Genomic DNA, 26,634 nt, shown 5'->3' with positions numbered 1-26,634 from the left:
CGTCTGTTGCCCGTTCAGGTGTTCGCCCGTTGTCTCGCGATGTTTCGACCGCTGACTTTTTGATTGTCGGCGGCGGTGTAATTGGATTGTCTCTTGCCTACGAACTTGCCCGTCAGGGACAACGCGTGACGCTGCTGGATAAGGGGGAGATTGGTCGTGAAGCATCCTGGGCGGGGGCAGGACTGTTGCCCCCTGCGAATCAGCAACACGCTTGGGAGCCAATCGAGCAGCTACGCGGACTGAGTCATCGCCTCTTTCCAGAATGGTCGGGGCAGCTATTTGAAGAGACCGGCATCGACAACGAATTCGAGATCACCGGCGGCCTGTACTTGGCTAGAGATCCCGGTGAGGCAGCTTCGCTGCGGATGGCTTGCTTGCAGTACGAGGAGGAAGGCGTCGAGGTCGTCCGACTCGATCTGTCAGAGGTTGCTCAACAGTTTCCCCATGTTCGAGTAAGCGATGAAATCCGCGAAGCTTGTTTCTTGCCAGGTGAGGCGGTTGTCCGGAACCCGAGACATCTCCAATCTTTAGCCGCCGGCTGCCGTCAGCGAGGCGTCGAGATCTTCGCCCGAACTGAGGTTACGCGATGGAATTTCGATGGCGATCGCTTGATCTCTGTGGAGACAGCCTCCGGAAGAATTGCCCCACAAGCGGTCTGCCTGGCGACGGGGGCGTGGTCGCAAGTCTTAGCAGATCATGTTCTTGACCAGGGGCATTTCAGCGGGCGAATGCAGCGTCCCGAGATCGAGCCAATTAGGGGCCAGTTGGTGCTGCTTGATGCGGGCCAACGTTTCTTCATGGCGCCGATTAACGAGGGGATTCGCTACATCGTGCCTCGCAGAGACGGTCACGTTTTGGTCGGAGCAACGGTCGAGGAAGCTGGTTTCGATAAGTCCACCACGCCGGAGGCGGTCGAAGACCTTGCGAATTTCGCCAGGCACTGGGTTCCTGAATTGGCAGAAGCCAAGCTGGTCCGCGCGTGGGCTGGATTACGTCCCGCAAGTGTCGACCGAATTCCCTATCTCGGCAAGCTGCCCCATCTAGCAAATGTGTTCCTGGCGGCGGGCCACTATCGCAGTGGGCTTCATCTTTCCCCTGCGACAGCCGTGGTCATGGCGCAACTGATGTGTGGAAGAACGCCGGAGATCGACTTGGAGCCGTTCCGTGTCAACCGAGCTTGATGCCGTCTCGTCGGTCGAAAGTATCTAGCCCGAAACTAGGCGATGCAGGCCGCGCCCCAAAGGCGACGAACTTGCGTGGCGATCGTTGTTGCGGCTTCGTCGAGCGAGAATTGTCGATCGACGTTCCCTTCTTGGAAGGCAACCTTGTTCATGCCGTAGACGTCGGAACTGGCTTCGTCTTGGCCTAACACGAATCCGCCAGCGGCACGAATCGCTTTACAGCCATCCGAACCATCGCGGCCCATGCCAGTCATCACGATGCCTAAGACTCGATTTCCGTAGATGCCCGCGACCGAATTCATCATCACGTCGACGGAAGGACGATGCCCACTGACCGGATCGCCTTCCCGAACTTGCAGTTTGCCGCCATCGCGTCCGTTGCGTCGCACTTCCAAGTGCAGACCGCCTGGGGCGAGGTATGCATGTCCCGGTTTGATCACGTCACCAGTTTCCGCTTCCTTGACGTTCACCTTCGAAATCGAGTTGAGCCGCGAGGCAAACGCCTTAGTGAAATTCGCCGGCATGTGCTGCACGATAACAATCGGCGGTAGGCCGGCCGGCAGAACCTCGAAAATCGAGGCCAACGCTGGCGGGCCACCTGTCGAAATGCCTAACGCGATGCATTTGTCCGAGATCGGCACTTCTGGGATGGGGGCCGTCGAGGTCGTTGATTTCTTTTCGCGGGTAACGGTTGACTGTTCTTGTCGCTGGCGGCGTTTTTCAGCCCGTTCGCGACGCATCGAAAGAACGCGTTTGACATCGGTTGAAGCAGCCGAGCGGATCTTTCGACAAAGTTCGGTGCGAAGTGTTGTTTCCGCTTCTTTCAAGCCTTCGGGCTTGGCAATGTAATCGAGTGCCCCGCGATCGAGTGCTTCCAGCGTGATTTGGCCACCCAACTGGGTCGTGGCACTGACCATGATGACTGGAATTGGCTGTTCCTCGAGAATCTTCTCCAAGGTTTGAAGGCCATCCATTTTGGGCATCTGGACGTCCAGCGTGATGACATCCGGTTTCAGGCTGCGCGCTAAGCGGACAGCTTCCATTCCATCGGCGGCCGTACCGACAACCTCGATATCCGACTCTTCTTCTAAGAGATCAGAAATCAGCGCGCGGATAAGCGGTGAGTCGTCGACAACAAGAACGCGAGTAGTTCGTTGAAACATTTACCTGCCCCGGATCAGAAACTCCGATTTTGCGCCAATGCGATCATTCTGATGCACGGACACAAATCGATTGCGAAATTGTCCCAGTAAACCTAGGTTGGATTCCGAAGGGAGGGTGAAAAACTGATTGTTAAAGTCAAAGCATTTCTTACCTACCGGGGTGGCGATGACGTATCGGCGTTATGTTCCTTATAATCGGAACAGGCGATCGTCCGTTGCGACGCTTTTTGGACGATATAAGAACCCACAACAACACCTTTCTGCAAAGTTCCCTTGGATGGCAGTCGATACTCCAGCTCGGATCGTGATTGTGGGCGCAGGCCCTATTGGCATTGAAGCCGCTCTCTATGCCCGCTTCCTTGGTTATGAAGTCACAGTATTTGATTCCGGAGAAGTCGGATCGCATCTTCTTCAGTGGGGACATGTGTCGATGTTCACACCATTTGGCGCGAACAGCACGCCTTTGGGGTTGTCCGCCCTCGCAGCCCAGGACGACCGATATCAACCGCCAGCCGATAATGCAATTCTGACGGGTAGTGAGTTTGTCGAACATTATCTGCTTCCACTGGCGCAAACCGACCTGGTTTCTGACGGTTTGAAGTTGCATCATGAAGTTCTCTCGATCGCTCGTAAATCTCAGTTAAAGCATGAAAACCTAGGGGAAGAAGCTCGCGCGGAAGAACCCTTCGTGACATTCGTGCGAGACGCCGAAGGGCACGAGCATCTGTTTGAAAGTGAGATTGTTCTCGACTGCAGTGGTGTTCAAGGACAATCCAATTTTCTTGGCGGTGGGGGCAATCCCACGGTTGGTGAACGAGAATGTCGGGCTCACCTAGACTATGGTGTCATCAATGCTTCTGACGCCGATCACCAGCGATATGCGAATCAGCAGATTTTGGTAGTCGGATCGGGATTCACGGCAGCGGCTAACATCGTTCAGCTTAGTCAGTTGGCCCGCGAATCGCTTGAGACGCATGTGGTATGGCTGACACGCGACGATTGCCCGACGGAGCAGGGTGGTCCAATGGCGATTGAAAGGGATGATCCCTACCCGCAGCGAAAACGCGTGCTCGAACAAGCGAATCAAGCCGCATCCGCGGAAGATGGCCATGTCGATCATTGGCCAGGCACGTCGATCAAAGCAATTCACTACGAACCACAGAACGATCACTTTCATGTCACGCTCGCAGGGAAGCACGAGGGCGTGCATACGTTCGATCGAGTCGTGGCAAATGTTGGTCATCGCCCAGATCTCGAAATGTTTCGAGAACTGCAAGTCGCAACGTGTTGCGTTTCGGAATCGCCACGTGCATGGCGACCAAATGAAGACGCAGACTCTGACGCGCACGATAAGACTCCGCTGATTCACCCAGAACCAAATTTCTATATCTTGGGTGCCAAATCATACGGACGCCGGTCAGACTTCGTCTTGGCGACCGGCTTTGATCAAATCCGTCGCGTGTTCGCGATGATCGGCGCTCGCACCAATTTGAACCTCTATGCCAAGCCGATGACCAAATCGGAATAAATAGTCGTGAACTGGGCGATGGTGAAGTTCACGAAAACATCATCAGACTCTCCGTTCAAAAATTGCTATCACATTGAAAAATGTGGACAATCTTTGATCAATCGCTTCGTGTGAATGGGCAGTCACCACAGAATTGCCCCGGAATTTGCAGGGAAATTGAAGCGAAAACGTGCTATCAGCCGACAACCATTCCTTTCCGGAATACGTAGAGGCTGTGGTGCGTGGGACGCCTCGATCGCCTATATTTCGGGGATTCCTTCAGTGACGCACCTCGATTAGCCCCAGTATCGGACCTGTGAGAACAAGATGATGAGTCTCCAATTGGCATCTTCGACCTTTTTGGGAACGCTATTCGTTGTTCTTTGCATCACGTCGGTGGCTAATGCTGAGCCGATTACGGATGCCGCGGAAGACATTGCGGTCCGCCAAGATCAAGTCGTTCGAACTCTCATTAGCCAGTTGGATGCCAATCAATTTGCTCAGCGGCAAAACGCCTCCGACGAATTGGCGAAGCTAGGAAAAGTTGCCGTTCCGGCCATGGAACAAGCAGCTCAAAATGGCAGCGGAGAAGTTGCCAGTCGCACGATCGATTTGCTGAAGTCTTTCGCCGGTTCGCCTGACGACGAGACAGCTTCGATGGCATTGTCGGCCTTGCGACGGCTGGCCAGCGGCGGCAACAAGTCGGCTGGTTTCATGGCCCAAGAAGCGATCGAGCAACTCAAGCGAAAGCTCGGTCCACATCGTATCGACCAGGAACAAGCCAAGCCGGCGATGCTTCCTCAGGTTGGGTTTCAACGTTCGGTTCGTATCTCGAACAATAACGGAAGCCGCGAGATTGACGTAACCGAAAATGGTGAACGCATTGTTGTTCGTACGGCCGTTGACGGCAGTGTCAGCATCACATGGCACCTTCCCAACGGTAAAGAAAAGACAGTAGAAGCTGACAGCGCTGCTGATTTGAAGAAGCAAGATCAAGCTTCGTTTGCTAAGCTTCAACAACTGATCAAGATCGCGGACAATGGTCCGGCACGTATGCCAGCTTTGGAGAACATGCCCAGAATTCGAGTGCGTGCACCGCGGATGGGTAACGAGTTGGATCCGTTCACCGGTGGTGATGCCACCCAGCCAAAGCCTGACGTAACAGACTTCGAGGATATCAAACGCCGGATGGACGAAATGCGAAAGAGTGTCGAGGCGAAAGGAGCCGATGAGTTCGATTCGCTGAAGCTGAAACGTCTGGACGAGGCCTTGCGTCAAATCGAAGAGACCGTCAAAGACGCGGAACCGACCGCCAGTTAATTGTCGCCCAGGTGCGGCACGAGGATTCTCCATTGAACCCCAGATGCTTGAGGCTTCGGCGTTTTTATCTGGTAATGTCGATCGGGCAAAGCATCTCGGAACCGGGTTGCGACTTGATTTGCTTTCGCTTTGTTTCCGCGGACAATCATGATGACAACTGATTCTGGAGTTGACTCTTCCAGGTAGCGCGGCGTTGGTTCGCCAGAATTGGTATAGGTTAAGCCGAATCGCTTTTTAGCCGCCTCTGGCAAATGATAAATCGATTCAATTGGGAGGCGTGCATAGTCGTCCCAAGGAGCCTCGTTGGCATGCTTGGTTCGCAGGAAGTCGGTTTCAATCAGGCCGGCCGCAATCACAATCTCTGGTGGTGTGTCCATCGCTTCGATGTTTTGTGACACAGCGTTCACGATCGTCGGCCATTCTTCGCCCCGCATCGTTTGCCATTGCGTAGGGAGGCGGTAGACACAACAAATAAGCAGGGCCAGCACAATTGCGGCACGGCCAATCCATCGACCAGGAAGCAACGTCATCATGCTGGCCAATAAAATCAAGACACACGTTTCTGCGGAAAAAAGATAGCGACCAAAAAATAGAGCCGCAACTCCTGTCGCCGTTGTGAGCCAGGCTATCGTAATGGGTAGCAGCACTACCAAAATCAGAAACACGAAACGTCGACGATCAATGCTCGTGATGTTGGTTTCATGGCGAAACCAGGCAATCACCGATGCGATACCGGCAGGGAGCAACATGGCGAAGACGGTTTCCCACCGATACCACTCATTCGACGAGGTTGCCGAGATGAATTGGGCCCAGTTAGATCGACGCTCGAAGATGGTCATAAGGTGAGGCACGCTGATGCCAATCCCTAGCAGTAATCCAATACTCGCAAGGGCGAAATGCTTTCGGATCGTTCGATCGCTAGCGCAAATCAGAATCGCTATTCCTACGCAGGTGGTGAACAAGATGGTGGTGTAATGCAGATAGAAATTAGTCAGCGAAAGAGCCACCAAGCCGATCCAAGCGGAAGTTCGATCGTTCTGGGATGCATCCCAGGCAAGCAGCACTTGTAGAATGGCTACCCATTGGACGAGCGTATAAGTCCGTGCTTCGGTCGCGAAAAAGATCCAGTCGTTGTCCATCGCAGCGAGTAAGCCGATCCCCAACGCGATCCAAGCATCTTTCGACCAGCGATGAGAAACCGCCGTCACGAGGCCGACGGCGAAGATGCCGGCAATTAATGAGGGGAGTCGAAGCGACCACTGATGCATGCCCACGGCCTGCAGCCAGGTCCACACGCCGAAGAAATAAAGTGGGGACTGGTTTCCCATTGCGGCACGCAGTGGGATTGTTTGTGCGTCGTCCGCGACTACCCAGGCCGTATGTAGTTCGTCGGCCCACAAGCTTTCCCCAAGAAACGGGAGCCGAAGTAGCAGGGCAGCAACCGCCATCCCGACGCTTAACAGCGCGGTGATCCACCAGGGAGGTTGGGAAGGGGACGGGCTTGGCTCGGTCGTATTGCTCACGCCGATTGATTCTAATTGGCACGAGCGATCCCGCTAGGTGTGAAGCGTCAGCACGGGTGACTTATTCGGGCACCACCGAAACCAGCTCTTCATGGATCGACTCCACTTGAGGGGCATCGATCTGGCGAAGTTCCTCTGCGTACCCAATCAACAGTGCCAAGTCGCACAGGCGATTGATTTCTCGCGGATTGCCTCGTGTAAGGTCGTACAAACGTTCCAGGGCGCCGCCAGCAAAGATCTCTTGTTCGCAGCCAGCGACCCGCAATCGATGTGTGACGTAGGCAGCTGTTTCGTCTGGATTAAAACAACGCATTAGAGATTTAACACCAATGCGGCTTTCCAGGGCGGGGAAGCGTTCGACGACCGGAATAACTTGGGTCTGCCCGACCAGGATCAACGTCAAATCCAGCTTTCCGTCGGTCTCGAAATTGGTAAGTAGACGCATTGTTTCCAGAGAACGAGGATCACCTAATAGGTGAGCATCGTCAACGATTACGACCGCGTGATTACCAGAACGGGTATTTGCTTTCAGAAACTGTTCTAGCTGCCAGACACCCGCACTTGGATCTTGTGGGGTATCGCTAATCTTGCCTTGTCCGAGATTCAGTAGCAGATAAGGAATGAGCGAATCAGCCGGCAGCCTCGGAAAGACCAAGTGAACTTTCGGTGTGAACAGGTCAGGAAGCTGGGCGATTAAAGTACGGGCCAATAGGCTCTTGCCCAAGCCACAAGCACCACCCAGTATGGCAGCGCCTCGTCGATTTTCGACCGCATAGCGAAGCTTTAGCAAAGCCGCTTGAGCGGACTCGGATGGGTAATAGGAGGCTTCCGAGTAAGTATTCTCGAACGGACGAGCCTTGAGTTTCCAGTACGCTTCGTACATCGCGTTTCCCGTGTCCGCCCCGTGGAGGTATTCTTATCGCCAGAAATTTTCGGCGATACCGATCACGTTGATCTTCCGCTGCTCGAGCTTAGGAAGGATCTGTCCTAATTCGTGATCGTGAGAACCACGGGCATCACGCACCACCAGCACGCTGTGGACTAAGGCCAGTCGTTGCCAAACTTCTGGGCGATTGCCACCGTCCCACAAGACGATGTCGAAGTCTTGGGTGAATTGCTGCAATTGGTTCGCCGTCAAATCGGTCAGTTTTCGGTAGCCAGCGGGCAGTACGGCGATCGGCTGGTCAGCCGTTTCAATCATCGCTTCGTACAGCGTTTCAATTTTCTCTTGCGGATCGACGGGCAGTGCTTCGTTCAGACCAATACGAACCGTCAGGCAGTCGTCTCCCTTACCTTCGTCGATAATCAAGACACGACGGTTGGCTGCGGCCAACAGTTTTGCCAAGCAGATGGTCAACGTGGTGCATCCACAACCTTCGCCCAAAGCGACCACAGCCAATGACTTGACGTTACTCGATAGCCCGTCGACAACGGCTTGCCATTCCGTACCGCACAGATCGAGGATCATGTCCGTTTCTTCAGGCCAAGCAATCGTGTCGGCTTCCCATTTGGGATGTGTGAGGCTGCGTTGGCGATACGGTTTCGTGGCTAAGGCCACAGCGGGCTCGCTCTCCGCAATCGGTTCAACCGATTCTTCTTCGATCGATTTCGTTTCTTCGATCGTGTTTTCAGGGGCGGTCTTCACGGTAGAAGTCTTGGTTGCGACGAAGGTAATACCCTCTTCCTCGTCTACCGAAGTGGGGGCAGATTCTACTTCCCAGTTTTGAATTTCAATGGTCGGACTCGGCAATTCTGAAGCTGGCTCTGCAAGTGGCTTCTTAGCCGAAACCGGCTGAACCTTAGGTGACGCGACTCCACCAACACGGTTCATCAAGCGATCGAGTGCTTCGGCGACGGCCGCAGTATTCTTGCTGGCCAACTCGAATTCGTCCTGCGTCTTGGGCGACGTCAGACCGTTGGTTGCGGCCGTTTCATCGAACGACCCCACCAAAGGGGACCCAGGCATGTCGATGCGAATGCCTTGATTCTTCCAGTGCTGCAGTTCGCTCAGAGTCGGCTTGCGCGTCATCGTGCGAATCTTGGCTTCCGTAGCTTGCTGCGTTGGGTTTGAATTGTTCATGGGCACGTCCGACGTTGACGCCGCTTCACTCGGTGTGCGGCTGGGGGTTTCCGATGTGTAGGCACGGATAAAGGCACGATCGAGCTGGCTCATTAGCGAATTCCCGAATCGAAGCGAGTGTCAATCTCGCCACTCAACCTGGCTGCCCGGATGCCATCTTGTGATGGCGTCGACGATTCTGGTGTACTGCCGTTAGGGTTGAAGCTGAAGCCATATCCATCTTGCGGAGTTGGTTGCTGGTTATTCGACGAGTTCGCGAATTTTGAAGGGTTGTAGGGCGTTGCGGCTTCGATTTGAGGCAAACCAGCATCTTGAGGAGGACCATTTTGAATGCTGGGCAACTGCGACTGCGTGAATCCGCTATTACCGCCAGGCGTGTTCCCTGGCATCGAGCGGCTAGGGTTCTCTGTCTTCATCCAATGCGAGGTATGATTGTTTCCGCTTGAAGGATTCGAGTATTGCGAGCCACCAGCTGGTGCGGAGGGAGCTTGGTAGGCTGGAGCCGTCTCTTCGTAAGAAGGACGGTTGCCCTGGAACGACGGCTGATAGTTGTCTTGCGATGATCCGCTGGCATTGTCGAAGTTTGGAATCGGAGAACCCATAGGAACCGAGCTCGAATCGAACGAAGGAGATCCTGAGCCAGGAATCGAACTGCTACCACCCGCAGGACCGAAGCTTGGAGCGTAGTCATCTTGAGGTTCGATCGTAGTCGAAGCAGGATTCTGCGACCAAGCTGGGTTACCATTGCCGCCGCTTGGCTGGCTTGGTGAATCGACATCGGGAGCAGATATGGCCGTTAGTTCCATCTTAGACGAAGGATTGGCTGGACTTCCTACGATATTGTCGCGAGGCGGCATGCTGGCCATTCGCGTCGAGTTCATCGAAGCGGGTTCGATGGTTGTGACGTCGTTTTCGACCATATTCGAGGAAGCATCCCAGGCCGGAGCGTCGCCCAGCTGACCTGTTTCGACGAACAAGTCTTGATGAACATCATCGACCGGTGGTTCGTCCGCGCCATCGGTGCTTAGCAGCCAATAGGTCGCGAAGAATAAGGAGAGTGCCAAACCACCCATCATGATGCGGTTTTTCCACTGTCCCGTAATCAGCGATTGCAGTCGTTCGCGACGACCTTCGCTGCTATGACTCAAATAGGTTGGCGTCTTCGAAGCCGGCTGCGGCTTTGATTCGGTCGGGGTAATCGGCAAGCGAGGCAGTTCGGCAACCGGCTCTTCGACGGGCGGAAGCTCTAGGGCGGGTGGGACATCCATCAACAGGCTTTCTTCGCCGTCGGCCTCGTAGGGATCCTCGCCCAGGAGGTTCGACACCCATTCCTCTTCGGCTGGAGGTGCCTCTTCCACGGGAGGTTGCCACGACAAGTCCTTCACACGCACCACGATCGGATGACCATAAAAGGTGCGGTGGCTGTCTTGCTGGTCTTGTGATTTGGGGGAGCCCAATGGTTTCGTCATCGTTTCGGCTTCCTTGCCTGACGTTGAGATCGACGCACTTGCAGCCGCACGCTGATTGCGGCCCGTTATCGTTAGGATCGGTTCTGTTTGTAACGGTCTTTAGCTTTAGATAAGAAAAATCATGGATTCGGGCTAGGTAAACTTTGTCGATTGTTGAGAGTTGCCTGCCGGTTGTGGCGAGGCCGGAAGTCTGGGATATTTAGAAGATTTCAAATCGAGCAATTCCCTTGTTATGGGTAGCTGGCGGTGCTTGCATAGCACGCTTGCTGCCAGCACGATCCCCTTCCCACGACAAGACTTAAGTCCTTCGGATACGACAAATGCCAGGTCCCCGATTCGCCGGCCGTCAGCACCCGGTTTTCCAAGACATTCAAAAGCGAATTCTGATTCTCGATGGTGCCATGGGGACCATGATTCAGAAGTTTAAGCTTTCGGAAGCAGATGTTCGTGGTGCTCAGTTCGCCAACGCGACGAAAGATCTGCGGAATTTCAGCGATCTGCTGTGCTTGACCAAGCCTGAGATTATCGAGGGCATCCATCGTCAATTCTTGGACGCTGGCGCCCATATCATCGAAACGAACACTTTCGGAGCCACCCCGGTCGCGATGGAGGAGTTCGGTCTGAGCGAGCAGCTGGCCGTGGATATCAACGTGGCTGCCGTGAAGTTGGCCAAAAAGGTCGCCGATGAGTTCAATGATCGCGATCCAGACAATCGCCGATATGTGGCGGGTTCGATTGGACCAACCAGCAAGACGGCATCGATCTCGCGGCGGATTGAAGATCCTGGCTTCCGTGATGTGACATTTGATCAGTTGGTCAACTCGTACCTGGTGCAGATCGACGCGATGGTCGATGCGGGTGTCGATATTTTGTTCCCGGAAACAACATTCGACACGCTCAATCTCAAAGCGTGTCTGTTCGCACTCGAAAAGTATTATCGCGAAAAAGGAATCGAGCTCCCCGTAATGACGTCGGTGACAATCACCGATGCTTCGGGACGTACGTTGTCGGGGCAGACGGTCGAGGCTTTCTGGAATTCCGTCTCGCACTTTCCGATGCTAAGCGTTGGGATCAACTGCGCCTTGGGTGCCGAATTAATGCGTCCCTACGTGCAGGAGCTGGCGTCGATCGCCGGTTGCTACATTAGTTGCCATCCAAACGCTGGTTTGCCAAACGAAATGGGCGAGTACGATCAGACGCCTGATCAGATGGCCGCCACACTGCGTGATTTCGCCGAGCACAATTGGCTAAACATCGTAGGCGGGTGTTGCGGAAGTACGCCACAACATATCAAGGCGATTGCCGACGTAATGCGCGACTATGCCCCGCGCCAACTCGCTCAGCCAGAGCCGCTGACTCGTTTGAGCGGACAAGAGCCATTCACGATTACGCCGAACACCAATTTCGTGATGATTGGTGAACGAACCAACGTGACCGGTTCCCGTCGATTTGCGCGCTTGATCCGGGAAGAACTGTTCGAGGACGCGGTCGAAGTCGCTCGACAACAGGTCGACAGCGGCGCTAACGTGATCGACGTGAACATGGACGATGCCTTGCTCGACGGCGAGGCAGCCATGGCGCGGTACTTAAATCTGATCGCCGCCGAACCCGATATCTGCAAAGTACCGGTGATGATCGATAGTTCCAAATGGTCGGTCATTGAAGCGGGCTTGCGCTGCGTTCAGGGTAAATCGATTGTCAACTCGATCAGCTTGAAGGAAGGCGAAGAAGAGTTCCTCAAGAAGGCCCAACTTTGTCGCGACTATGGTGCCGCCGTGGTTATCATGGCGTTCGACGAAGTCGGTCAGGCGGTCGAGCTAGATCGAAAGGTAGAGATCTGCAAGCGAGCTTACGACTTGCTGGTCGATAAGCTCGAGTTCGATCCAACGGACATTATCTTCGATCCGAACATCCTGACGGTGGCGACAGGAATTGACGAGCACAACGACTACGCAATCAACTTCATCGAAGCCACCCGCAAGATCAAGCAAGTTTGCCCTGGGGCGAAAGTCTCGGGAGGGGTGAGTAACGTTTCGTTCTCATTTCGTGGAAACGACGTTGTCCGGGAAGCGATTCATGCCGTCTTCCTGTATCACGCTATTAAGGCTGGTCTCGATATGGGAATCGTCAACGCCGGCCAGTTGGCTGTGTACGACGAAGTGCCGAAAGATCTGCGTGATCTGATCGAAGACGTGCTGTTCAACAAACGACCCGATGCCACCGAACGCCTGGTCGATTTCGCGGAGACGGTAAAGCACCAGAAGGGTGCGGGCCCGAAGGCGGAAGATTTATCATGGCGTGAAGCCCCCGTCGAACAGCGTTTGTCTCATTCCCTCGTAAAGGGACTCGACCGTTTCATCGAAGAAGACACCGAAGAAGCTCGTCAAAAGTTTGACCGATGTCTGCGGATCATCGAAGGTCCGCTGATGGACGGCATGAATGTTGTTGGTGATTTGTTCGGCGCCGGCAAGATGTTCCTGCCTCAGGTTGTCAAAAGTGCCCGCGTGATGAAAAAGGCGGTCGCCTATCTTCTGCCTTTCATGGAGAAGGAAAAAGAAGAACTAGGCATCGCCGATGCTGATGCACGCGGCAAGATCCTGATGGCGACCGTGAAAGGCGATGTGCACGACATTGGCAAGAATATCGTCGGTGTGGTGTTGGGATGTAACAACTACGAGATCATCGACCTCGGAGTGATGGTACATTGCGATAAGATTTTAGCCGCCGCCAAAGAACATGGCGTCGATGTCATTGGCCTTTCTGGCCTGATTACGCCCAGCCTGGACGAAATGGTCCATGTTGCTGAAGAAATGCAGGCCGCGGGGATGACGATCCCGCTGCTGATCGGTGGAGCAACAACCAGTGCTAAGCATACCGCCGTCAAGATTGCCCCGGCCTACGATGGTCCGGTGGTGCATGTGCTCGACGCGTCACGCAGTGTTGGTGTCGTGGACCAACTCTTGAGCAAAGAGAACTCGCCGGCATTTCTGGAAAAGAATCGCCAACTTCAAACCGAGTTGGTCGAATCGTACCGCAAGCGTCAGTCGGTCACATTGGTTCCACTGAAGACCGCGCGGGATAAGCATTTTGAAACCGATTGGGAAACGGTTGACATCTCAACGCCTGATTTCACTGGCACGAAGACGCTTCGTGAATTTCCCTTAGAGACATTGCGTGACTACATCGATTGGTCCCCGTTCTTCAATTCGTGGGAGTTAAAGGGCAAGTACCCCAAGATCTTTGAAGATTCATATGTCGGTGAAGAAGCGAAGAAATTGTTCCACGATGCCAACGTGTTGCTTGACGAAATTATCGAGAAGAAACTATTCACGGCGAACGGTGTTTTCGGCTTCTGGCCCGCGGCGGCGGATGGGGACGACATTATCGTCTACGATCCCAACGATCCAAAGAAAGAGATCGAACGGCTGTACACTTTGCGTCAACAGTGGGAGCGAAAAGGTCAGAACGATTTTCGGGCTTTGTCTGACTACATCGCTCCGACAGGTAGTGGCCGACGCGACTACGTCGGCGCCTTCGCGGTAACCACGGGTATCGGCTGTAGTGAATTGGCGGCAAAGTTCGATGCCGATCACGACGACTATAACTCGATCATGGCCAAAGCGTTAGCCGATCGATTGGCGGAAGCCTTCGCTGAATATATGCATCGAGAAGCACGCAAACATTGGCAGTTTGGTGAAGGTGAAGACCTCAGCAATGAGGAACTCATCAAAGAGTCTTACCGCGGAATCCGCCCAGCGCCTGGCTACCCGGCTCAGCCGGACCACACGGAGAAGTGGACACTTTTCCGCATGCTTGATGCGACGCAGCAAACCGGCATCGAGCTTACTGAAAGCTTGGCGATGATGCCGGCTGCTTCCGTGTGCGGCTTATACTTCGCTCACCCGGCAGCGCGTTACTTCGCAATCCATCAACTGGGACGCGATCAAGTCGAGGATTATGCCAAACGCAAAGGCATGCCGCTGAAGGATGTCGAAAGGTGGTTGGCACCAAACTTGTCGTACGATCCGTAAACGAAGTCCTTAAGTTGTCCCCATCGCGTTCACATTCGCGGACGCATTGCTCTTGGGGGCCAGGACCAGGAACTTGCTTTGATTGTGGTCGGTGACCTCGAAGGCAGCCACTTTGCCAATCAGACTGAAGTGCCGCACGAAGCCTTTCGCCGGGATGATTAGATTGTCATCCTGAACCTTAGTAGCGATCGCTTCATCCGTCGTCGAACGAACAAACTTGATCAAGATGCGGCCTGTGGGTGGATCGTAGCCGAGGACGGCATAGTCCATGCGAGCCCGTTTGTTTTCGATGTTTTTAAGCGGAATCACTAAATCGCCGTTCATCTTCCGCACGTAAGCAGGCATGCGTGACTTGGCGTCGTTCTTAGGCGAATACATCTCGAAGGCGGTTTCCATACCTTCCACGTTGTCTTCCGCCAGAAATTGAATGATATCCGAAATCGAGAGCACACCCACCAAGCAATGTGAACTGTCGATCACCGGAAGGCAGCCAATCTTGTTGGTGGCCAGCACGTAAGCAGCGCGAGCCAATGGAACATCGGGACCGACGGTCACAGGGCGTTCGACGGTGATAAGTTGTTCAACACGCTGCGGTTCCGTTTCGCTGCCGTTGGCCGCCGTGTTTGGACTAATCAACGCACGGACAACGTCTCGCTGTGAAACAACGCCCAGGACCTTCTTCGTCGTATCGACAACCACAACGCGACGAAGGGCGTAACGAGCCATCAGGTCAGCTACGATATTGACATGCGTGCCAACGGTCGCGGTATGCACCTTGACCGACATCAAATCCTTGACGTTACCCTGTAGTTGCCGTGTGATCGTTTCGATAGCGGTCATGCTTCCCTGGTTCGCCCTAATAAACCGTCGAGACTTAGCGGGCCGCTTACGAAAAGAGCGATGCCTCGACGAAGTCTTGAATCTGCCTGTGAAAAGTTTCAACTCGTCGCTCAGCGCGAAGTTCTCCCACTTCGTGCTGACGACTCGTTGTGAAACTATAGCATTCAAACCGGAGAAGAGCGGAAGTCACGGAAGTTCAGGCGATTACGCCACGTAGGAACCGTAGTCCAAGTCTAGAAATCGTGACGAATGGATTGGTCATAACGATTGCATGAAGCGGTCTCGGAGAAGATTCCAAGCTTCTGGGGGAGATGTCAAGGTTTGCTATCGGGCATATAGATATGCTGAATTTCTGTTTTCGGCAATTCTGTGGCCAATTTGGCAGCGCCGGCGTCGGTCACTTCCGTACGGGTGACGATCAGAGACTCAAGCTGTTTCATGGGAGCCAATTTCATCAAACCGTCATCTGTAAGACGGGTCGAGCCGAGATGCAGCCACGTCACATTCTTCAGCTTGGCGAGTTCACCGATGTTCTTATCGCCCAGGTCATTTCGATCTAGATTCAACCAGGTTAGCGAAGTTAGCTCGGCGACCGCTGGGATCGCGGCATCGGTGATCTTAGTGGCCCATAGGTTTAAGCGTTTGAGGTTCTTGAACGGTTTGAGATTCGCGACAGCTGAATCATGAAACCCTGTTTCACTGACATCCAGGTCTTCGAGAGCCGAGAGGTCAGCAAGTTCCGCAAAGCCGTCTCCGGTAATCTGAGCGCCACGTAGACGAATTCGTTTTAACTTGCTGAATGGGGCCAGCTTTTTCAGATTGACCTCCAGAAACGGCGTCCCGAACAGGTAAAGTTCTTCAAGTTGGGTTAAGGCTTTCAATTCGTCAAAAGCACTGCCATCAACCGCTGTTTCATCGAGTCCGAGTACCTTCAATTCGGTGAGCCCGGACAACTGCTTCAAATCGTCGTCGGTAATTGCGTTACCGCGAAACTGTAAATTCCTTAGCTTGGTGCACTTGCCGATTTGAGACAGGCATTTTCCAGTCAAAGGCGTCTCGCGGAGATCGAGCACCTGTAGGTTTGCTGGCGAACCTAACTTGTTGTACATCTCGTTGGAAATAGTGCATCCGCGCAGCATAAGCTTCTGCAGGTTCGGCAACGTAGCGATGCGTGCCACAATGTTTTCATCGAGTGGCTTCCCTGAAAAATCAACGAGCGTGATCGCACCGTTCTTGTCGGTTTCGATCCTTCCACCGGCGTTTGCCAACAACGCTTCCGTGGCGCGATCGTCCTGCGTTGGGGCCGACGATTGATCGTCACTTTTGGTTGGGGAGGTGTCGCCACCACAACCCAGGAGAAGTGCGACCAGGGAGAGAGCAAATAAGAATCGCATCGGTGGAAAATCCTAGTGAGAAGCGAGGAAGGTGGGCGGGTTCCTATCTTAACACTTCGCGGCGTAATTCGGCAGTGCGAAATCTAGAGCGATGTACCGACCACATACCCGCTGGCCCAGGCCCATTGAAAATTGAACCCTCCGATGCGTCCATCTACATCACAGATTTCGCCGCAAAAGTAGAGTCCAGGAACAATGCGTGATTGCATCGTCTTCAGATCGATCTGCGAAAGAGGGACGCCACCCGCGGTCACTTCGGCCACTTTGAATCCAGATGTACCCGTGATCTTTAGTGGGTAGATGCAGATTGCATTTAACAAGGCCTTTCGCTGTAATTTCGTGAGGTCGACACCTGTTTGATCGGCCGGAACTTTCGCCACGGCCAGGAGATGTTCGACTAGTCGATCGGGTAAATGCTCGCGGAGGTAGCCGCGTGCCGTCCGTTTACCCAGAGAAAGAAGTTCCTCTTGGAGATGCTCAGCAGAAAACTCTGGTAGCCAGTTTGCCGAAAGACGAACCTCGCGTTGATCGCTTGCAGCCAACCAGTGGCGACTCATATCGAGCACCGCAGGACCGGAAAGTCCTTTGTGCGTCAAAAGAAGGTCCCCCTGAATGGATGCAATTCTTTTGCCGCTAACCTCGGTCAACTCAAGCTTCGTGGGAAGGGAGATGCCTGATAAATCGGTTAAAGGGTCTTGGCTGTCGAGATGAAGAGGGACCAACGCTGGAAAGATTTCCGGTGTTAGTTCGTGCCCCAAGCGTCGGGCTAATTCCAGTCCATGGCCGTCGCTGCCGGTCTTGGGAACGCTCTTGCCGCCAGATGCCAAAACGGTTTGCTTGCTAACTAAGTGTCCCCAGGGACCCGTGATCTCGAATAGGCTGTTCTCAGGTGCGTTGGAGATGGCTTTGATGTTTTCAACACGATGTTCCAAGCGAATCTCGATACTGAGGCGTTGTACCTCACTTAACAAGGCATCGAGCACCGTGCGGGCCTTATCAGTCACCGGAAACAACTTGCCCGTAGGTTCCCGCTTGAGTTTGACCCCGAGTTGCGAAAAGAATTCAACCGTCTGAGGCTGGGTGAATCGTCCTAGAACCTTACGAATGGCGTTAGATGAACTTCCCCAATAGTCTTGGGGGGTTATCTTTTCGTTCGTGACGTTGCATCGACCACCACCTGCGATCAAGATCTTAGCGCCTAAGCGTTTAGCCCCATCGAGAATCACGATTCGAAGCTTCGGATTGGTGCGCGCTGTCCAGATGGCCGCCAATAGTCCAGCAGCACCGCCACCCACGATGGCCACGTCGACTTGTTCGTTTGCTCTGGTTTCGCTCAATCCATACCCTCCGCTCGGTTGACCTGTAATGTGGATTCCTAGCTGGCAACTGGCAAGTGGGCTGGACGTTTGGCTGGCCGAGCAATCCCCTGATTTCCTATAATCGAGGTCGCGGTTGCCTTGAGAGAAGGAATTCGGTTCTCATCGCAGTCGCGGCAGTCGATTTCCCCTCACTCAATGAGATCGTGCGGAAGTAATGATACGGCAAACCACTTTTCTGATTCTCGGCATTCTGGGATTGCTGATTGCGGTTGGCCCTGGCGAGGCTAGGGAACCGGATGCTGCGGCAGGCTACGATCACCTCATCAACACGACCTATTTGCCCCCCTATTTCGACCAAGAGACTTTCGATAATGTTTGGCGAATCTGGCCCGAGCCCCTGCGGAGCAAAGCAGAAAAGGCTTCAACTGACGAGCGGCGACAGATGGCGTTCGACCGGTATGGGCTCACCGGTCGGCCGGAAGACCCAGCCAAGCCGCTTCAATATGTCGTCGACAAAAGGGGAAATTGGACGCTCAATTGTTTCTCTTGCCACGGGGGGGAAGTTGAAGGGAAGCCAGTCCCAGGCTTACCCAACAATCGGTTCGACTTCGCTGGGATCACTGATGATATTCGACTGACGAAGGCCCTGCTGGGTAAGAAAATGGTGACCACCGATTACAGTTCTCTGGTCTTTCCGATGGGGGATAACAAAGGGACGACCAACGCGGTGAATTTCGGCGTCGCCCTGATTTCGCTCCGTGACGCGGACCTCAACTTCGTGCCTGGTGCAAGTTTCCCGCGAATGCTCCATCACGATATGGAGCCACCGCCGTGGTGGCACTTTTCGCAGAAAGAAAACATCTATATCGATGGTTTCGCACCCAAAGGACACCGAGCTCTCTTGCAGTTCACGATGGTACGGTCGAACGGTGCCAAGTCGTTTCCAGCCCGAGAAGATGATTTCCGCGATGTTTACGCCTACCTAAGCTCGCTTGAGCCGCCCAAGTATGCCGGCGAGATTGACGAGAAGAAGGTCGCGGCCGGACGGATTGTTTTCAATAAGAACTGCAGTGAATGCCATGGAACCTACGGCGAGAACGCCAGCTATCCGCAGCGAATGATTCCGATCGACGATATCGCGACGGACCGAGCCCGACTCGATGCCCTTTCTCCAGAGCACCGACAGGTTTACGGCAAGAGCTGGTTCAATAACTACGGCGATAAAGAAGGTCTGATCGCCGATCCGGAGGGTTACGTGGCGCCGCCACTCAGTGGCGTCTGGGCCTCCGCTCCTTACTTCCATAACGGATCGGTTCCAACTTTGTGGCATGTCTTGCATCCTGAACAACGTCCCAAAATCTGGCAGTGGGATGGTAAGTCATACAATCATCAACGGATGGGGATTACCACCAAGCAATTGACGGAAGTTCCCAAAGGACTTCATGCGATCGATAAGCGAGAGGTTTTCGATACGTCTCGCTTCGGTAAGAGTGCCACAGGACATGACTACCCCAACAACCTCACGGAAGAGGAAAAAGACGTTGTGCTGGAGTATCTGAAAACCCTCTAGTTTTGGGGTGAAAACGTCCCTTTCCGTCCCTGGATTGCCCTGATGCCAGATTGACATGCAGGGGGGACTCGATACGATGAACCGAGAAGCGAAAGGCTTTGATAATCCAGCGGTTACGCACACGCGCCGCGCTACGCGAAACAGGCCGGCGGCCTGAACGAGGACTCTGAATTTCATGTCGACGCAACTGCTTGCAGCAAAAGAGGGGACAATCACCCCGGAAATGGAGTATGTGGCCAAGCGGGAGAATATCTCTCCTGAATTGGTGCGGGATGAAGTGGCTGCGGGCCGCATGGTGATTCCGGCGAACAAGGTTCACCTGCAGGGCGTGCTCGAACCGATGGGCATTGGCTTGGCTACCAAGTGCAAGATCAACGCCAACATCGGCAATAGCGCTGTCACCAGCGACTTGGATGGTGAGCTCGAAAAGCTGCACGTTGCCGTGCATCACGGTGCTGATACGGTGATGGACCTGTCGACGGGCAAAAACATCGACGAAATCCGCAAGCAGATTATCGAGAAAAGCCCCGTCCCAATTGGTACCGTTCCGATGTACCAAATGCTGGAACAGCTTGGCGGCAACATGGAAGACATGCAGCCGCAGAACTTCCTGGATATGGTTGAGCATCAAGCCAAGCAGGGGGTCGACTACATGACGATTCACTGTGGGATTTTGCTCGAACACCTCCACCTGACGACCAATCGTGTGACTGGCATCGTCAGCCGCGGCGGTTCGTTGATCGCCAAGTGGATGATGGCTCATCGCAAGCAAAACCCTCTCTATACGCACTTCGACGACCTCTGCGACATCATGCGTCAGTATGACGTAACCTGGAGCTTGGGGGATAGCCTCCGTCCTGGTTCGCTGGCCGATGCTTCCGATGCCGCTCAGTTCTCGGAACTCGACGTCTTAGGCGAACTGACCCGTAGAGGTCGAGCCAACGGTACCCAAGTCATGGTCGAAGGGCCCGGCCACGTGCCGATGGATCAAATCGAAATGAATATGAAGCGTCAGCAGGAAGTCTGCGACGGCGCTCCGTTCTACGTGCTTGGCCCGCTCGTTACCGATATTGCTCCAGGTTACGACCACATCACCAGCGCTATTGGTGCTGCTCTGGCTGGGTGGCACGGGGCTGCGATGCTTTGCTACGTGACGCCCAAGGAACATCTTGGTTTGCCTGAAAAGGATGACGTTAAACAAGGCGTGATTGCCTACAAGATCGCCGCTCACTCAGCCGACGTGGCCCGACATCGTCCGGGTGCCCGGGATCGCGACGATGCCCTCAGTAAGGCCCGTTTCTCGTTCGATTGGAACGAACAGTTCCGCTTGTCGCTCGACCCTGAAACCGCCCAGGCTTACCACGATCAGACTTTGCCGCAGGACACTTTCAAGAGTGCTCACTTCTGTAGCATGTGTGGTCCTAAGTACTGCAGCATGAAGATCACCGAAGAAATTCGCGCGATGGCTTCTCAGGACGAGTTGATCAGCCTGCAAGGCGACCAAAGCTAAGCTCCTCATCGGCTCTGAGGAAGTCACAATGAGGGGCCGATTGGGAATCTTTTAGAAAATATGACGCGGTCAGCCAGTTTGACCGCGTTTTCTATGCGCATTCGCCTAGGACGACTTCCCTCAAACGTTGATAATGCCCTCCATGGACGCGAAGACTAATCCGTACGAAACGCCCCAGGAAGGTGGCCAGCTATCGGAGACGATCCCTGATCGTCTTTCCGGTGACCCCTCGTTTTGGGCGACTACGTCGACCCAGTTCTTTGGAGCATTCAACGACAATATCTTCAAGCAACTGTTGTTGTTGGTGGCGGTGAACCAGGCACTGCAAGGGAAGGATGCAACCGACTATCAAGGCTTGGCCATGGTCGTGTTTGCTGCCCCATTCGTGCTGTTTGCCGGGCCGACTGGCTTTTTGGCTGACAAGTTCAGCAAGACACATATCATCGTCATCTCGAAGGTCATGGAGATCGTAGCGATGGCGATGGGGGTGATCGCGTTCTTTTGGTATGACCAGTTTGGCATGACCGGACTTATGGTCGTCCTCGCGTTCATGGGCTTTCAAAGCACACTATTCGCCCCAGCGAAGTACGGAATTCTGCCAGAGCTGTTTCATGGCCGAGATTTGCCAAAGGTCAACGGCGTATTCCTGATGACGACTTTCCTGGCGATTATCTTCGGAACGGTCTTAGCTGGTTTTTTGAGTGATTGGCTTCCAGGCAACTTGTGGATGGCTTCGCTCGTTTGTGTCGGAGTGGCGATTGTCGGTACGCTGACGACGATTCCGATTCGCCGGACGCCACCAGCTACGCCAGAAGCCAGATTTACGTTGCAAGCGGCTGGTATCCCAAAGAAGACGCTACGCTTGTTCATGCAGGATCACTCAATCCTCAAAGCGCTTTTGGCTTCGTGCATGTTCTGGCTATGTGCCGGGATTGTTCAGCAAGGCGTGAACTCGTTAGGCAAGGTCCAACTCGAGCTTTCCGATGCTCAAACCAGTTGGCTAGGTGGAGCAATTGGCTTAGGGATCGGAATCGGCTGCATGCTGGCTGGTGTCCTTTCCAGCGGCAAGATTGAATTCCGACTCGTGCAGATCGGAGCTTGGGGAATTTTGTTTTGTCTTGGTTTAATGGCCACACCAGGAAGCAATCATGGTCATATGTTGGGACTGTGGGGGAGCTTGCCGGTGCTCATCCTATTAGGCATATTCACCGGGATGTTTTCGGTCCCGATTCAGGTATACCTTCAAGCGAAAGCCCCTGAGGATCAAAAGGGGCAGGTCATTGCCGAGATGTCGCGAGCGAACTGGCTGGCCATCTTTCTATCGGGGCTCTTGTATTCGGTCTTCGATCGGATTCTGATCGCGGGCGGTGACCTACCCCGGTGTTACCTTTTTGGATTTACAATGCTAATCATGCTTCCGGTCGCAATTCTGTATCACCCCCATTCGGAAGCGTTAAACGATTAAGGACAAACTATCATGCTCGGAGCTTCGCTCGACATTGCCTCGTATGTAGATCGCTTCAAAGCGGAATTGGATAACCTGGATCAGGACCAAATCAAGAAGTGGGCTGACTTGGTCTACGGCGCTTACGAAAGTGGCAACTTCGTCTACATCATTGGCAACGGCGGCAGCGGATGTAATGCCAGCCACATGGCAGAGGACTTGGGTAAAAGCTCGTTGCATGAGAAAGACTTAGGGGATGAATCGCTCCGTCGCCTAAAGGTGTTGAGTCTGACCGATAACGTTGGTTGGATTATGGCCGTCGGTAATGATGTTGGCTATGACCAAATCTTCCTACAGCAGCTGATGAACTACGGCCAAGAAGGGGATGTCCTGCTGGCGATCAGTGGTAGTGGCAATAGCGATAACATCTTGAAGGCGGTCGATTGGTCGAATCGACACGGCCTCAAGACGCTTGGCCTGACTGGTTACGGCGGCGGCAAGCTTCGCGATATGGCTCAGCATAGCTTCCACGTGCCTCTGGATGACATGGGAATGGTCGAAAGTATTCACTTGGCTATTTTCCACTGGGTGTTGAATGATGTATTCGCTCGGATCAACAGCGAAGGACGCTACGCCAAATGAAGGTAATTGGCGTCGAAATTGGTGGTACGAAACTGCAAGTTGCATTGGCCGAAGCGGATAGTCTCGAACCAATTTGCAGCTTGCGCGAAGATATCGTTCCGTCAAACGGGGCGGAAGGAATTCGCCGCCAGTTGGAAGCACTGATTCACTCGCTTCAAGCAGAGCACATGGCCGACGCGATCGGAATTGGATTTGGCGGACCGCTCGATGCGAAGACCGGTATCGTTACCACCAGTCATCAAGTGGAAGGGTGGGATCAGTTTCCACTCGCCCATTGGTGTCGAGATCGTTTCGGCTTGCCGACAACAATCCGCAACGACTGTGATGCGGCCGCCCTTGCCGAAGCAACAATCGGTGCAGGGCAGGGGTGTCAAAGTTCGTTCTACGTCACTGTTGGCAGCGGAATTGGCGGAGGCTATGTAGTCGATGGCCAACTCATGGGTGGCTCGCGTCCTGCTTTCGCCGAGATCGGTCATCTGCGACCAGGTATTGGCTACAAGGAAACTGATGAGACCGTCGAGGCGGAGTCAAGTGGTTTCGGGATCGCACAGCGACTCAAGGACTGGCTGAAGAATCTTGACGAAGAAGATCAGGATGACGAATACCAAAGTCTGCTCGATGCCTGCGATGGTGATTTCACCTCGTTGACCACGCGCGAGATTGTCGAAGCGGCTCAAGCTGGCAGCAACATGTGTCGCACGGTGCTTGCCGATGCCGTCGAAACCCTGGGTTGGGCAATCGCTCAGGTAATTACGTTGATGGCCCCCGAAGTGATCGTTGTTGGCGGGGGCGTGGCGATGATGCCAGAGGAATTATTCCTGATTCCGCTCAAACAGCATGTCGATTCCTTCGTCTTCCCGCCACTGGCCAAGAGCTACGAGATTGTTCCAGCGGCGCTAGGCGAATCTGTTGTGGTCCAAGGGGCTCTCTTGCTGGCGAAACAGTCACTCGAAAAGTAGTGAGATCTACTTGGCGAATTTCCCGCGGAACTCGGGTAGCGGGTAATCGACAATTGGCAAATCAAGCCTCGCCAGTTCGCGTAGACGCTCGTATCCACGTGTGACCAACGCTTCTCGCTCGGCAACGAACGCCGCATCCAGGTTTCGCTTATCGAAATCTCCTGGGCACTCAACCGGTTTGAATTTTTCGTGCACGATGAACTGGGCCAGAGCCGGGTTGCACTTTACGTGCCGTTCTGGCGTGGTGTGGAGCACTTCCGGATCGAGCATGCCAACCACGTAACGTAGATAGAGATCGCTCTCGAACAACCGCTCGACCGGCTGGCCGCAAACATCGCACAAATAACCTTCGTCGCACTTTGCCATGAAGCTAAAGTCTTGCTGAAACAGATTATCGGGAAAGTGATTTTCTTGGCTTGTTTCATTCTAGCCGATCGTGCCAGCTTCGCGGCAGCGGTGCCACGCAATTGCTGCAGCCAGCTTTCGAGCTCGCTGGGCTTTTATGTGTCCCACCGTTAGTTCGCGAATTACCTCGTTCTGATCAGGGAATAGCTTCTTGTTCGATCCGCGGAACAAGTCATTGGTGATCTTGGCCACCGATTGATGCGAGGCCGCCTCCGCGTTCACTGCCAGCAGGTAAGCTGCCCAGCGTGCCGCATAACGGTTTGGATTTAGTCGGCTGAGCCAAAGGACAAAGTCTGCCAAATACCAACTACCAGGTTCACCACTTAGCAAGCTAGTCGGCGTAATCGGATTTTGTTCGATGCGGTCGGCGACATCGGTCCAAGCGAACGTTGTCGCGATCTGCAAAGGATAAGTATCCCAAAACTGCGCCGGGTCATCGGTCGCGGATGCCCAACACAAGCACCACTGGTGTACCTGTTCGATCTCATGCGGGGCGAGCCACTCTTCGGCCGAGAGACGATCGACTTTGGCAAAATTACGCAGTGCATCAAAGTCGTCGACATCATTTAATTCGTTTGAATCGTTATCTAACGCCTCACGTAGTTCGATTGCAACTCGTCGTGCCTGCTGCGGCGGAACTTTCCCAAGTTGAACGGGGAACTCGAAGTCGTCATAGTCGAGCATCGACCAGGGGAGTTCCCCTTCGAGTACCCATGCCAAGCCATCCTCGATCGCTTCGGGATGATAAAAGCCCATCTCTTGATAGCGTTTGATCACCCGTTCTCGTGGACGATCATCACCATAGGCCAGCAAAATGGTCGCAGATTGCTGGGAAGCTATGTATGGTTTGCGACGCGCCTCGGCCGCTTCCCAAGCAAGGCCTGCGCGTTCAATCCACCATGCATCGTCCACCCAGGTATCGCTTTCTCTGGCGAACCACTGTGGTTCGTCCCAATAGTGAAGCGTTCCTATCGGGAACGTTTGCTGTTTCGTTTCTGGTTTCTCGGCTTCAGTGCGAAAGGTATCGATCCATTCTCTCGCGACCTGATCAACGTGCATGAAGTTCCACGATTCCAACTGGGGAATTTGCGGACCTGCCTCGTACGACACTGGCGGCAGCATGCGTCGAGGTATTTCGGATGGGGGTTGAGTCAACGCAGCTTCGATCTCTTCGATCGAAACGGTTGGAGCGACCTGGTTTTCCTCGCACCACTTCTGAATGAATTCGGCTCGCGACTGCCGATTCAGCTTGCGAGTAAGAGGCACTCCGGGATCGACGTGGTATTGCTGATGAGACGTGCCGTACCACCATCCTTCTCGATTCCACTGGGAATCATCCTTGAAACACCCGCGATTAGCGAGCAGGCTATCCAATGCCTGCAATGTCTGAATACGGGCCTGATCGATTCGGGTGAACTTGTTATGCAGATAGTCGACGACCGCTTCGATAGTGCCATGCTGGGAGACCAATTTCTTCAAGTGCGCGGGTGAACTATGAAAGGCAAAGAAGCTCTCGCCGTCCGTAAAATCGATTTGGATGATATCTTTTGGAAGGCAACAGCCCACGTTAACTCGCTCTTCGCCTAGGCGTTCGCGTAGTCGCTCTGCGAGATCGTACTGAGATCTCTTGCGACGATGAGTGAGGCGTGCCTCCTGCAATTCCTCGTCGGTTCGCGTGCGCATCATTTCCTTGAGGTGTACAGCGAGTTCATCAGGATCATTCTGGGTTGGACGTTCCTCGCGAGGAGGCGTCTTGTAGGCGATCAGTCGACGAAGATCGGCCACCGTCGGGGCATCAAAGTAGTGCTGCTTCAAGAGTTGTTGCAGCGCGGATTCCGCTCCCTGATTACGGATCAAATCGGTGAGGGAGTGACCGACATGGAGGAAAGAAGTTCCTCCATGCTGTTCCAACGCCCAGCTTCCCGAACTGCTAAAAGCGATGGCGCAGTCGGTTTCAGAAGCCCAGTGTCGTAGTCCCAACAGGACTGCTGTGCGGCGCTTATCGAGTTTCTGAAAAGCCGCCAATAAATCGACAGCGACAGCTTGCGCGGTTTTCTTACGGGAAGCCTCGATCGCTCGATCGTCGACCAGAAAGATGTCACAGCCATCGACAAACTCGAGGACGAGTCCTTCGCGAATCTCACGCCAGGGAATCTTCGTTTTGGCTAAAATCTCGCGCAACGCGTCGAAGACTTCGGAGTGGTCCACGATGGTCTCCGATTCAGTGTCAGTTCAAGGGTAAGGGCTTGAACTTAGGAGACGCGCCAACGCGGAAGA

19 protein-coding genes are annotated in these 26,634 nt (G+C 54.0%); 9 read left to right on the top strand and 10 right to left on the bottom strand.

The genetic code is table 11. From position 1 onward, the window contains the following. Positions 1-29: 29 nt before the first annotated feature. Entirely contained in the window at positions 30-1,181 is a 1,152-nt protein-coding gene (thiO, locus tag C5Y83_RS08695) for a glycine oxidase ThiO (RefSeq protein ID WP_158262294.1), read from the top strand. Between the two features lie 35 nt (positions 1,182-1,216). On the opposite strand, the gene C5Y83_RS08690 is transcribed toward thiO, so the two are convergent. Then, positions 1,217-2,344 (bottom strand): chemotaxis response regulator protein-glutamate methylesterase, encoded by a 1,128-nt coding sequence (locus C5Y83_RS08690; protein WP_105329285.1) that lies wholly within the window; start codon positions 2,342-2,344, stop codon positions 1,217-1,219. Between the two features lie 277 nt (positions 2,345-2,621). On the opposite strand from C5Y83_RS08690, the gene C5Y83_RS08685 reads away from it, so the two are divergent. Together C5Y83_RS08685 and C5Y83_RS08680 are read left to right on the top strand one after the other, a co-directional pair. Next, complete coding sequence (locus C5Y83_RS08685) at positions 2,622-3,872, top strand: FAD-dependent oxidoreductase (protein ID WP_105329284.1); 1,251 nt, start codon at positions 2,622-2,624, stop codon at positions 3,870-3,872. Between the two features lie 306 nt (positions 3,873-4,178). Next, entirely contained in the window at positions 4,179-5,171 is a 993-nt protein-coding gene (locus tag C5Y83_RS08680) for a hypothetical protein (protein ID WP_146117714.1), read from the top strand. Here the strand turns inward: C5Y83_RS08680 and C5Y83_RS08675 are convergent. The 4 genes from C5Y83_RS08675 to C5Y83_RS08660 form a co-directional block, all read right to left on the bottom strand. Then, on the bottom strand, positions 5,168-6,694 hold the full coding sequence (locus tag C5Y83_RS08675; protein ID WP_105329282.1) for a glycosyltransferase family 39 protein: 1,527 nt from the start codon (positions 6,692-6,694) through the stop codon (positions 5,168-5,170). The two genes, C5Y83_RS08680 and C5Y83_RS08675, sit on opposite strands and share 4 nt — an antisense overlap. Before the next feature lie 61 nt (positions 6,695-6,755). After that, on the bottom strand, positions 6,756-7,577 hold the full coding sequence (locus tag C5Y83_RS08670; RefSeq protein ID WP_105329281.1) for an ExeA family protein: 822 nt from the start codon (positions 7,575-7,577) through the stop codon (positions 6,756-6,758). Positions 7,578-7,610: 33 nt separating this feature from the next. Then, a complete protein-coding gene (locus C5Y83_RS08665; protein WP_105329280.1) occupies positions 7,611-8,867 on the bottom strand; it encodes a hypothetical protein in 1,257 nt (418 codons plus the stop codon). After that, positions 8,867-10,243, bottom strand: coding sequence for a hypothetical protein (locus C5Y83_RS08660; protein ID WP_105329279.1), 1,377 nt, complete (start codon positions 10,241-10,243; stop codon positions 8,867-8,869). The genes C5Y83_RS08665 and C5Y83_RS08660 overlap by 1 nt, the downstream gene beginning before the upstream one ends. Before the next feature lie 320 nt (positions 10,244-10,563). Between C5Y83_RS08660 and metH the strand changes: the two genes are divergently transcribed. Then, positions 10,564-14,274 carry a methionine synthase gene (metH, locus tag C5Y83_RS08655; protein WP_105329278.1) on the top strand — a complete coding sequence of 1,237 codons (3,711 nt, stop codon included), beginning with the start codon at positions 10,564-10,566 and terminating at the stop codon, positions 14,272-14,274. A 9-nt stretch (positions 14,275-14,283) separates the two neighbouring features. On the opposite strand, the gene C5Y83_RS08650 is transcribed toward metH, so the two are convergent. The 3 genes from C5Y83_RS08650 to C5Y83_RS08640 all read right to left on the bottom strand — a co-directional run bounded on the left by C5Y83_RS08650 (position 14,284) and on the right by C5Y83_RS08640 (position 17,845). Beyond that, positions 14,284-15,114, bottom strand: coding sequence for an HPP family protein (locus tag C5Y83_RS08650; protein WP_105329277.1), 831 nt, complete (start codon positions 15,112-15,114; stop codon positions 14,284-14,286). Between the two features lie 314 nt (positions 15,115-15,428). Further along, positions 15,429-16,508: a leucine-rich repeat domain-containing protein gene (locus tag C5Y83_RS08645; protein WP_105329276.1), complete on the bottom strand. Its 1,080-nt coding sequence runs from the start codon at positions 16,506-16,508 to the stop codon at positions 15,429-15,431. A gap of 83 nt (positions 16,509-16,591) precedes the next feature. Beyond that, positions 16,592-17,845 (bottom strand): NAD(P)/FAD-dependent oxidoreductase, encoded by a 1,254-nt coding sequence (locus C5Y83_RS08640; RefSeq protein WP_105329275.1) that lies wholly within the window; start codon positions 17,843-17,845, stop codon positions 16,592-16,594. A 196-nt stretch (positions 17,846-18,041) separates the two neighbouring features. On the opposite strand from C5Y83_RS08640, the gene C5Y83_RS08635 reads away from it, so the two are divergent. The 5 genes from C5Y83_RS08635 to C5Y83_RS08615 all read left to right on the top strand — a co-directional run bounded on the left by C5Y83_RS08635 (position 18,042) and on the right by C5Y83_RS08615 (position 23,952). Further along, a complete protein-coding gene (locus C5Y83_RS08635; protein WP_105329274.1) occupies positions 18,042-19,397 on the top strand; it encodes a c-type cytochrome in 1,356 nt (451 codons plus the stop codon). A 175-nt stretch (positions 19,398-19,572) separates the two neighbouring features. Continuing rightward, the gene (gene thiC, locus C5Y83_RS08630; protein WP_105329273.1) at positions 19,573-20,907 is read left to right on the top strand and encodes a phosphomethylpyrimidine synthase ThiC; all 1,335 of its coding nucleotides are present in this window, start codon (positions 19,573-19,575) and stop codon (positions 20,905-20,907) included. A 142-nt stretch (positions 20,908-21,049) separates the two neighbouring features. Then, the gene (locus tag C5Y83_RS08625; RefSeq protein WP_158262293.1) at positions 21,050-22,372 is read left to right on the top strand and encodes an MFS transporter; all 1,323 of its coding nucleotides are present in this window, start codon (positions 21,050-21,052) and stop codon (positions 22,370-22,372) included. A 12-nt stretch (positions 22,373-22,384) separates the two neighbouring features. Next, positions 22,385-22,993, top strand: coding sequence for an SIS domain-containing protein (locus tag C5Y83_RS08620; protein WP_105329271.1), 609 nt, complete (start codon positions 22,385-22,387; stop codon positions 22,991-22,993). Continuing rightward, positions 22,990-23,952 (top strand): ROK family protein, encoded by a 963-nt coding sequence (locus C5Y83_RS08615; RefSeq protein ID WP_105329270.1) that lies wholly within the window; start codon positions 22,990-22,992, stop codon positions 23,950-23,952. The genes C5Y83_RS08620 and C5Y83_RS08615 overlap by 4 nt, the downstream gene beginning before the upstream one ends. Before the next feature lie 6 nt (positions 23,953-23,958). Here the strand turns inward: C5Y83_RS08615 and C5Y83_RS08610 are convergent, their stop codons facing one another. Then, a complete protein-coding gene (locus tag C5Y83_RS08610) occupies positions 23,959-24,318 on the bottom strand; it encodes a hypothetical protein (RefSeq protein ID WP_105329269.1) in 360 nt (119 codons plus the stop codon). Positions 24,319-24,378: 60 nt separating this feature from the next. Further along, a complete protein-coding gene (locus tag C5Y83_RS08605) occupies positions 24,379-26,565 on the bottom strand; it encodes a hypothetical protein (RefSeq protein ID WP_105329268.1) in 2,187 nt (728 codons plus the stop codon). Between the last annotated feature and the right edge of the window lie 69 nt (positions 26,566-26,634).

Source organism: Blastopirellula marina, from assembly GCF_002967765.1.
GTDB lineage: Bacteria > Planctomycetota > Planctomycetia > Pirellulales > Pirellulaceae > Bremerella > Bremerella marina_A.
This window is presented reverse-complemented; position numbering and strand designations above follow the sequence as displayed.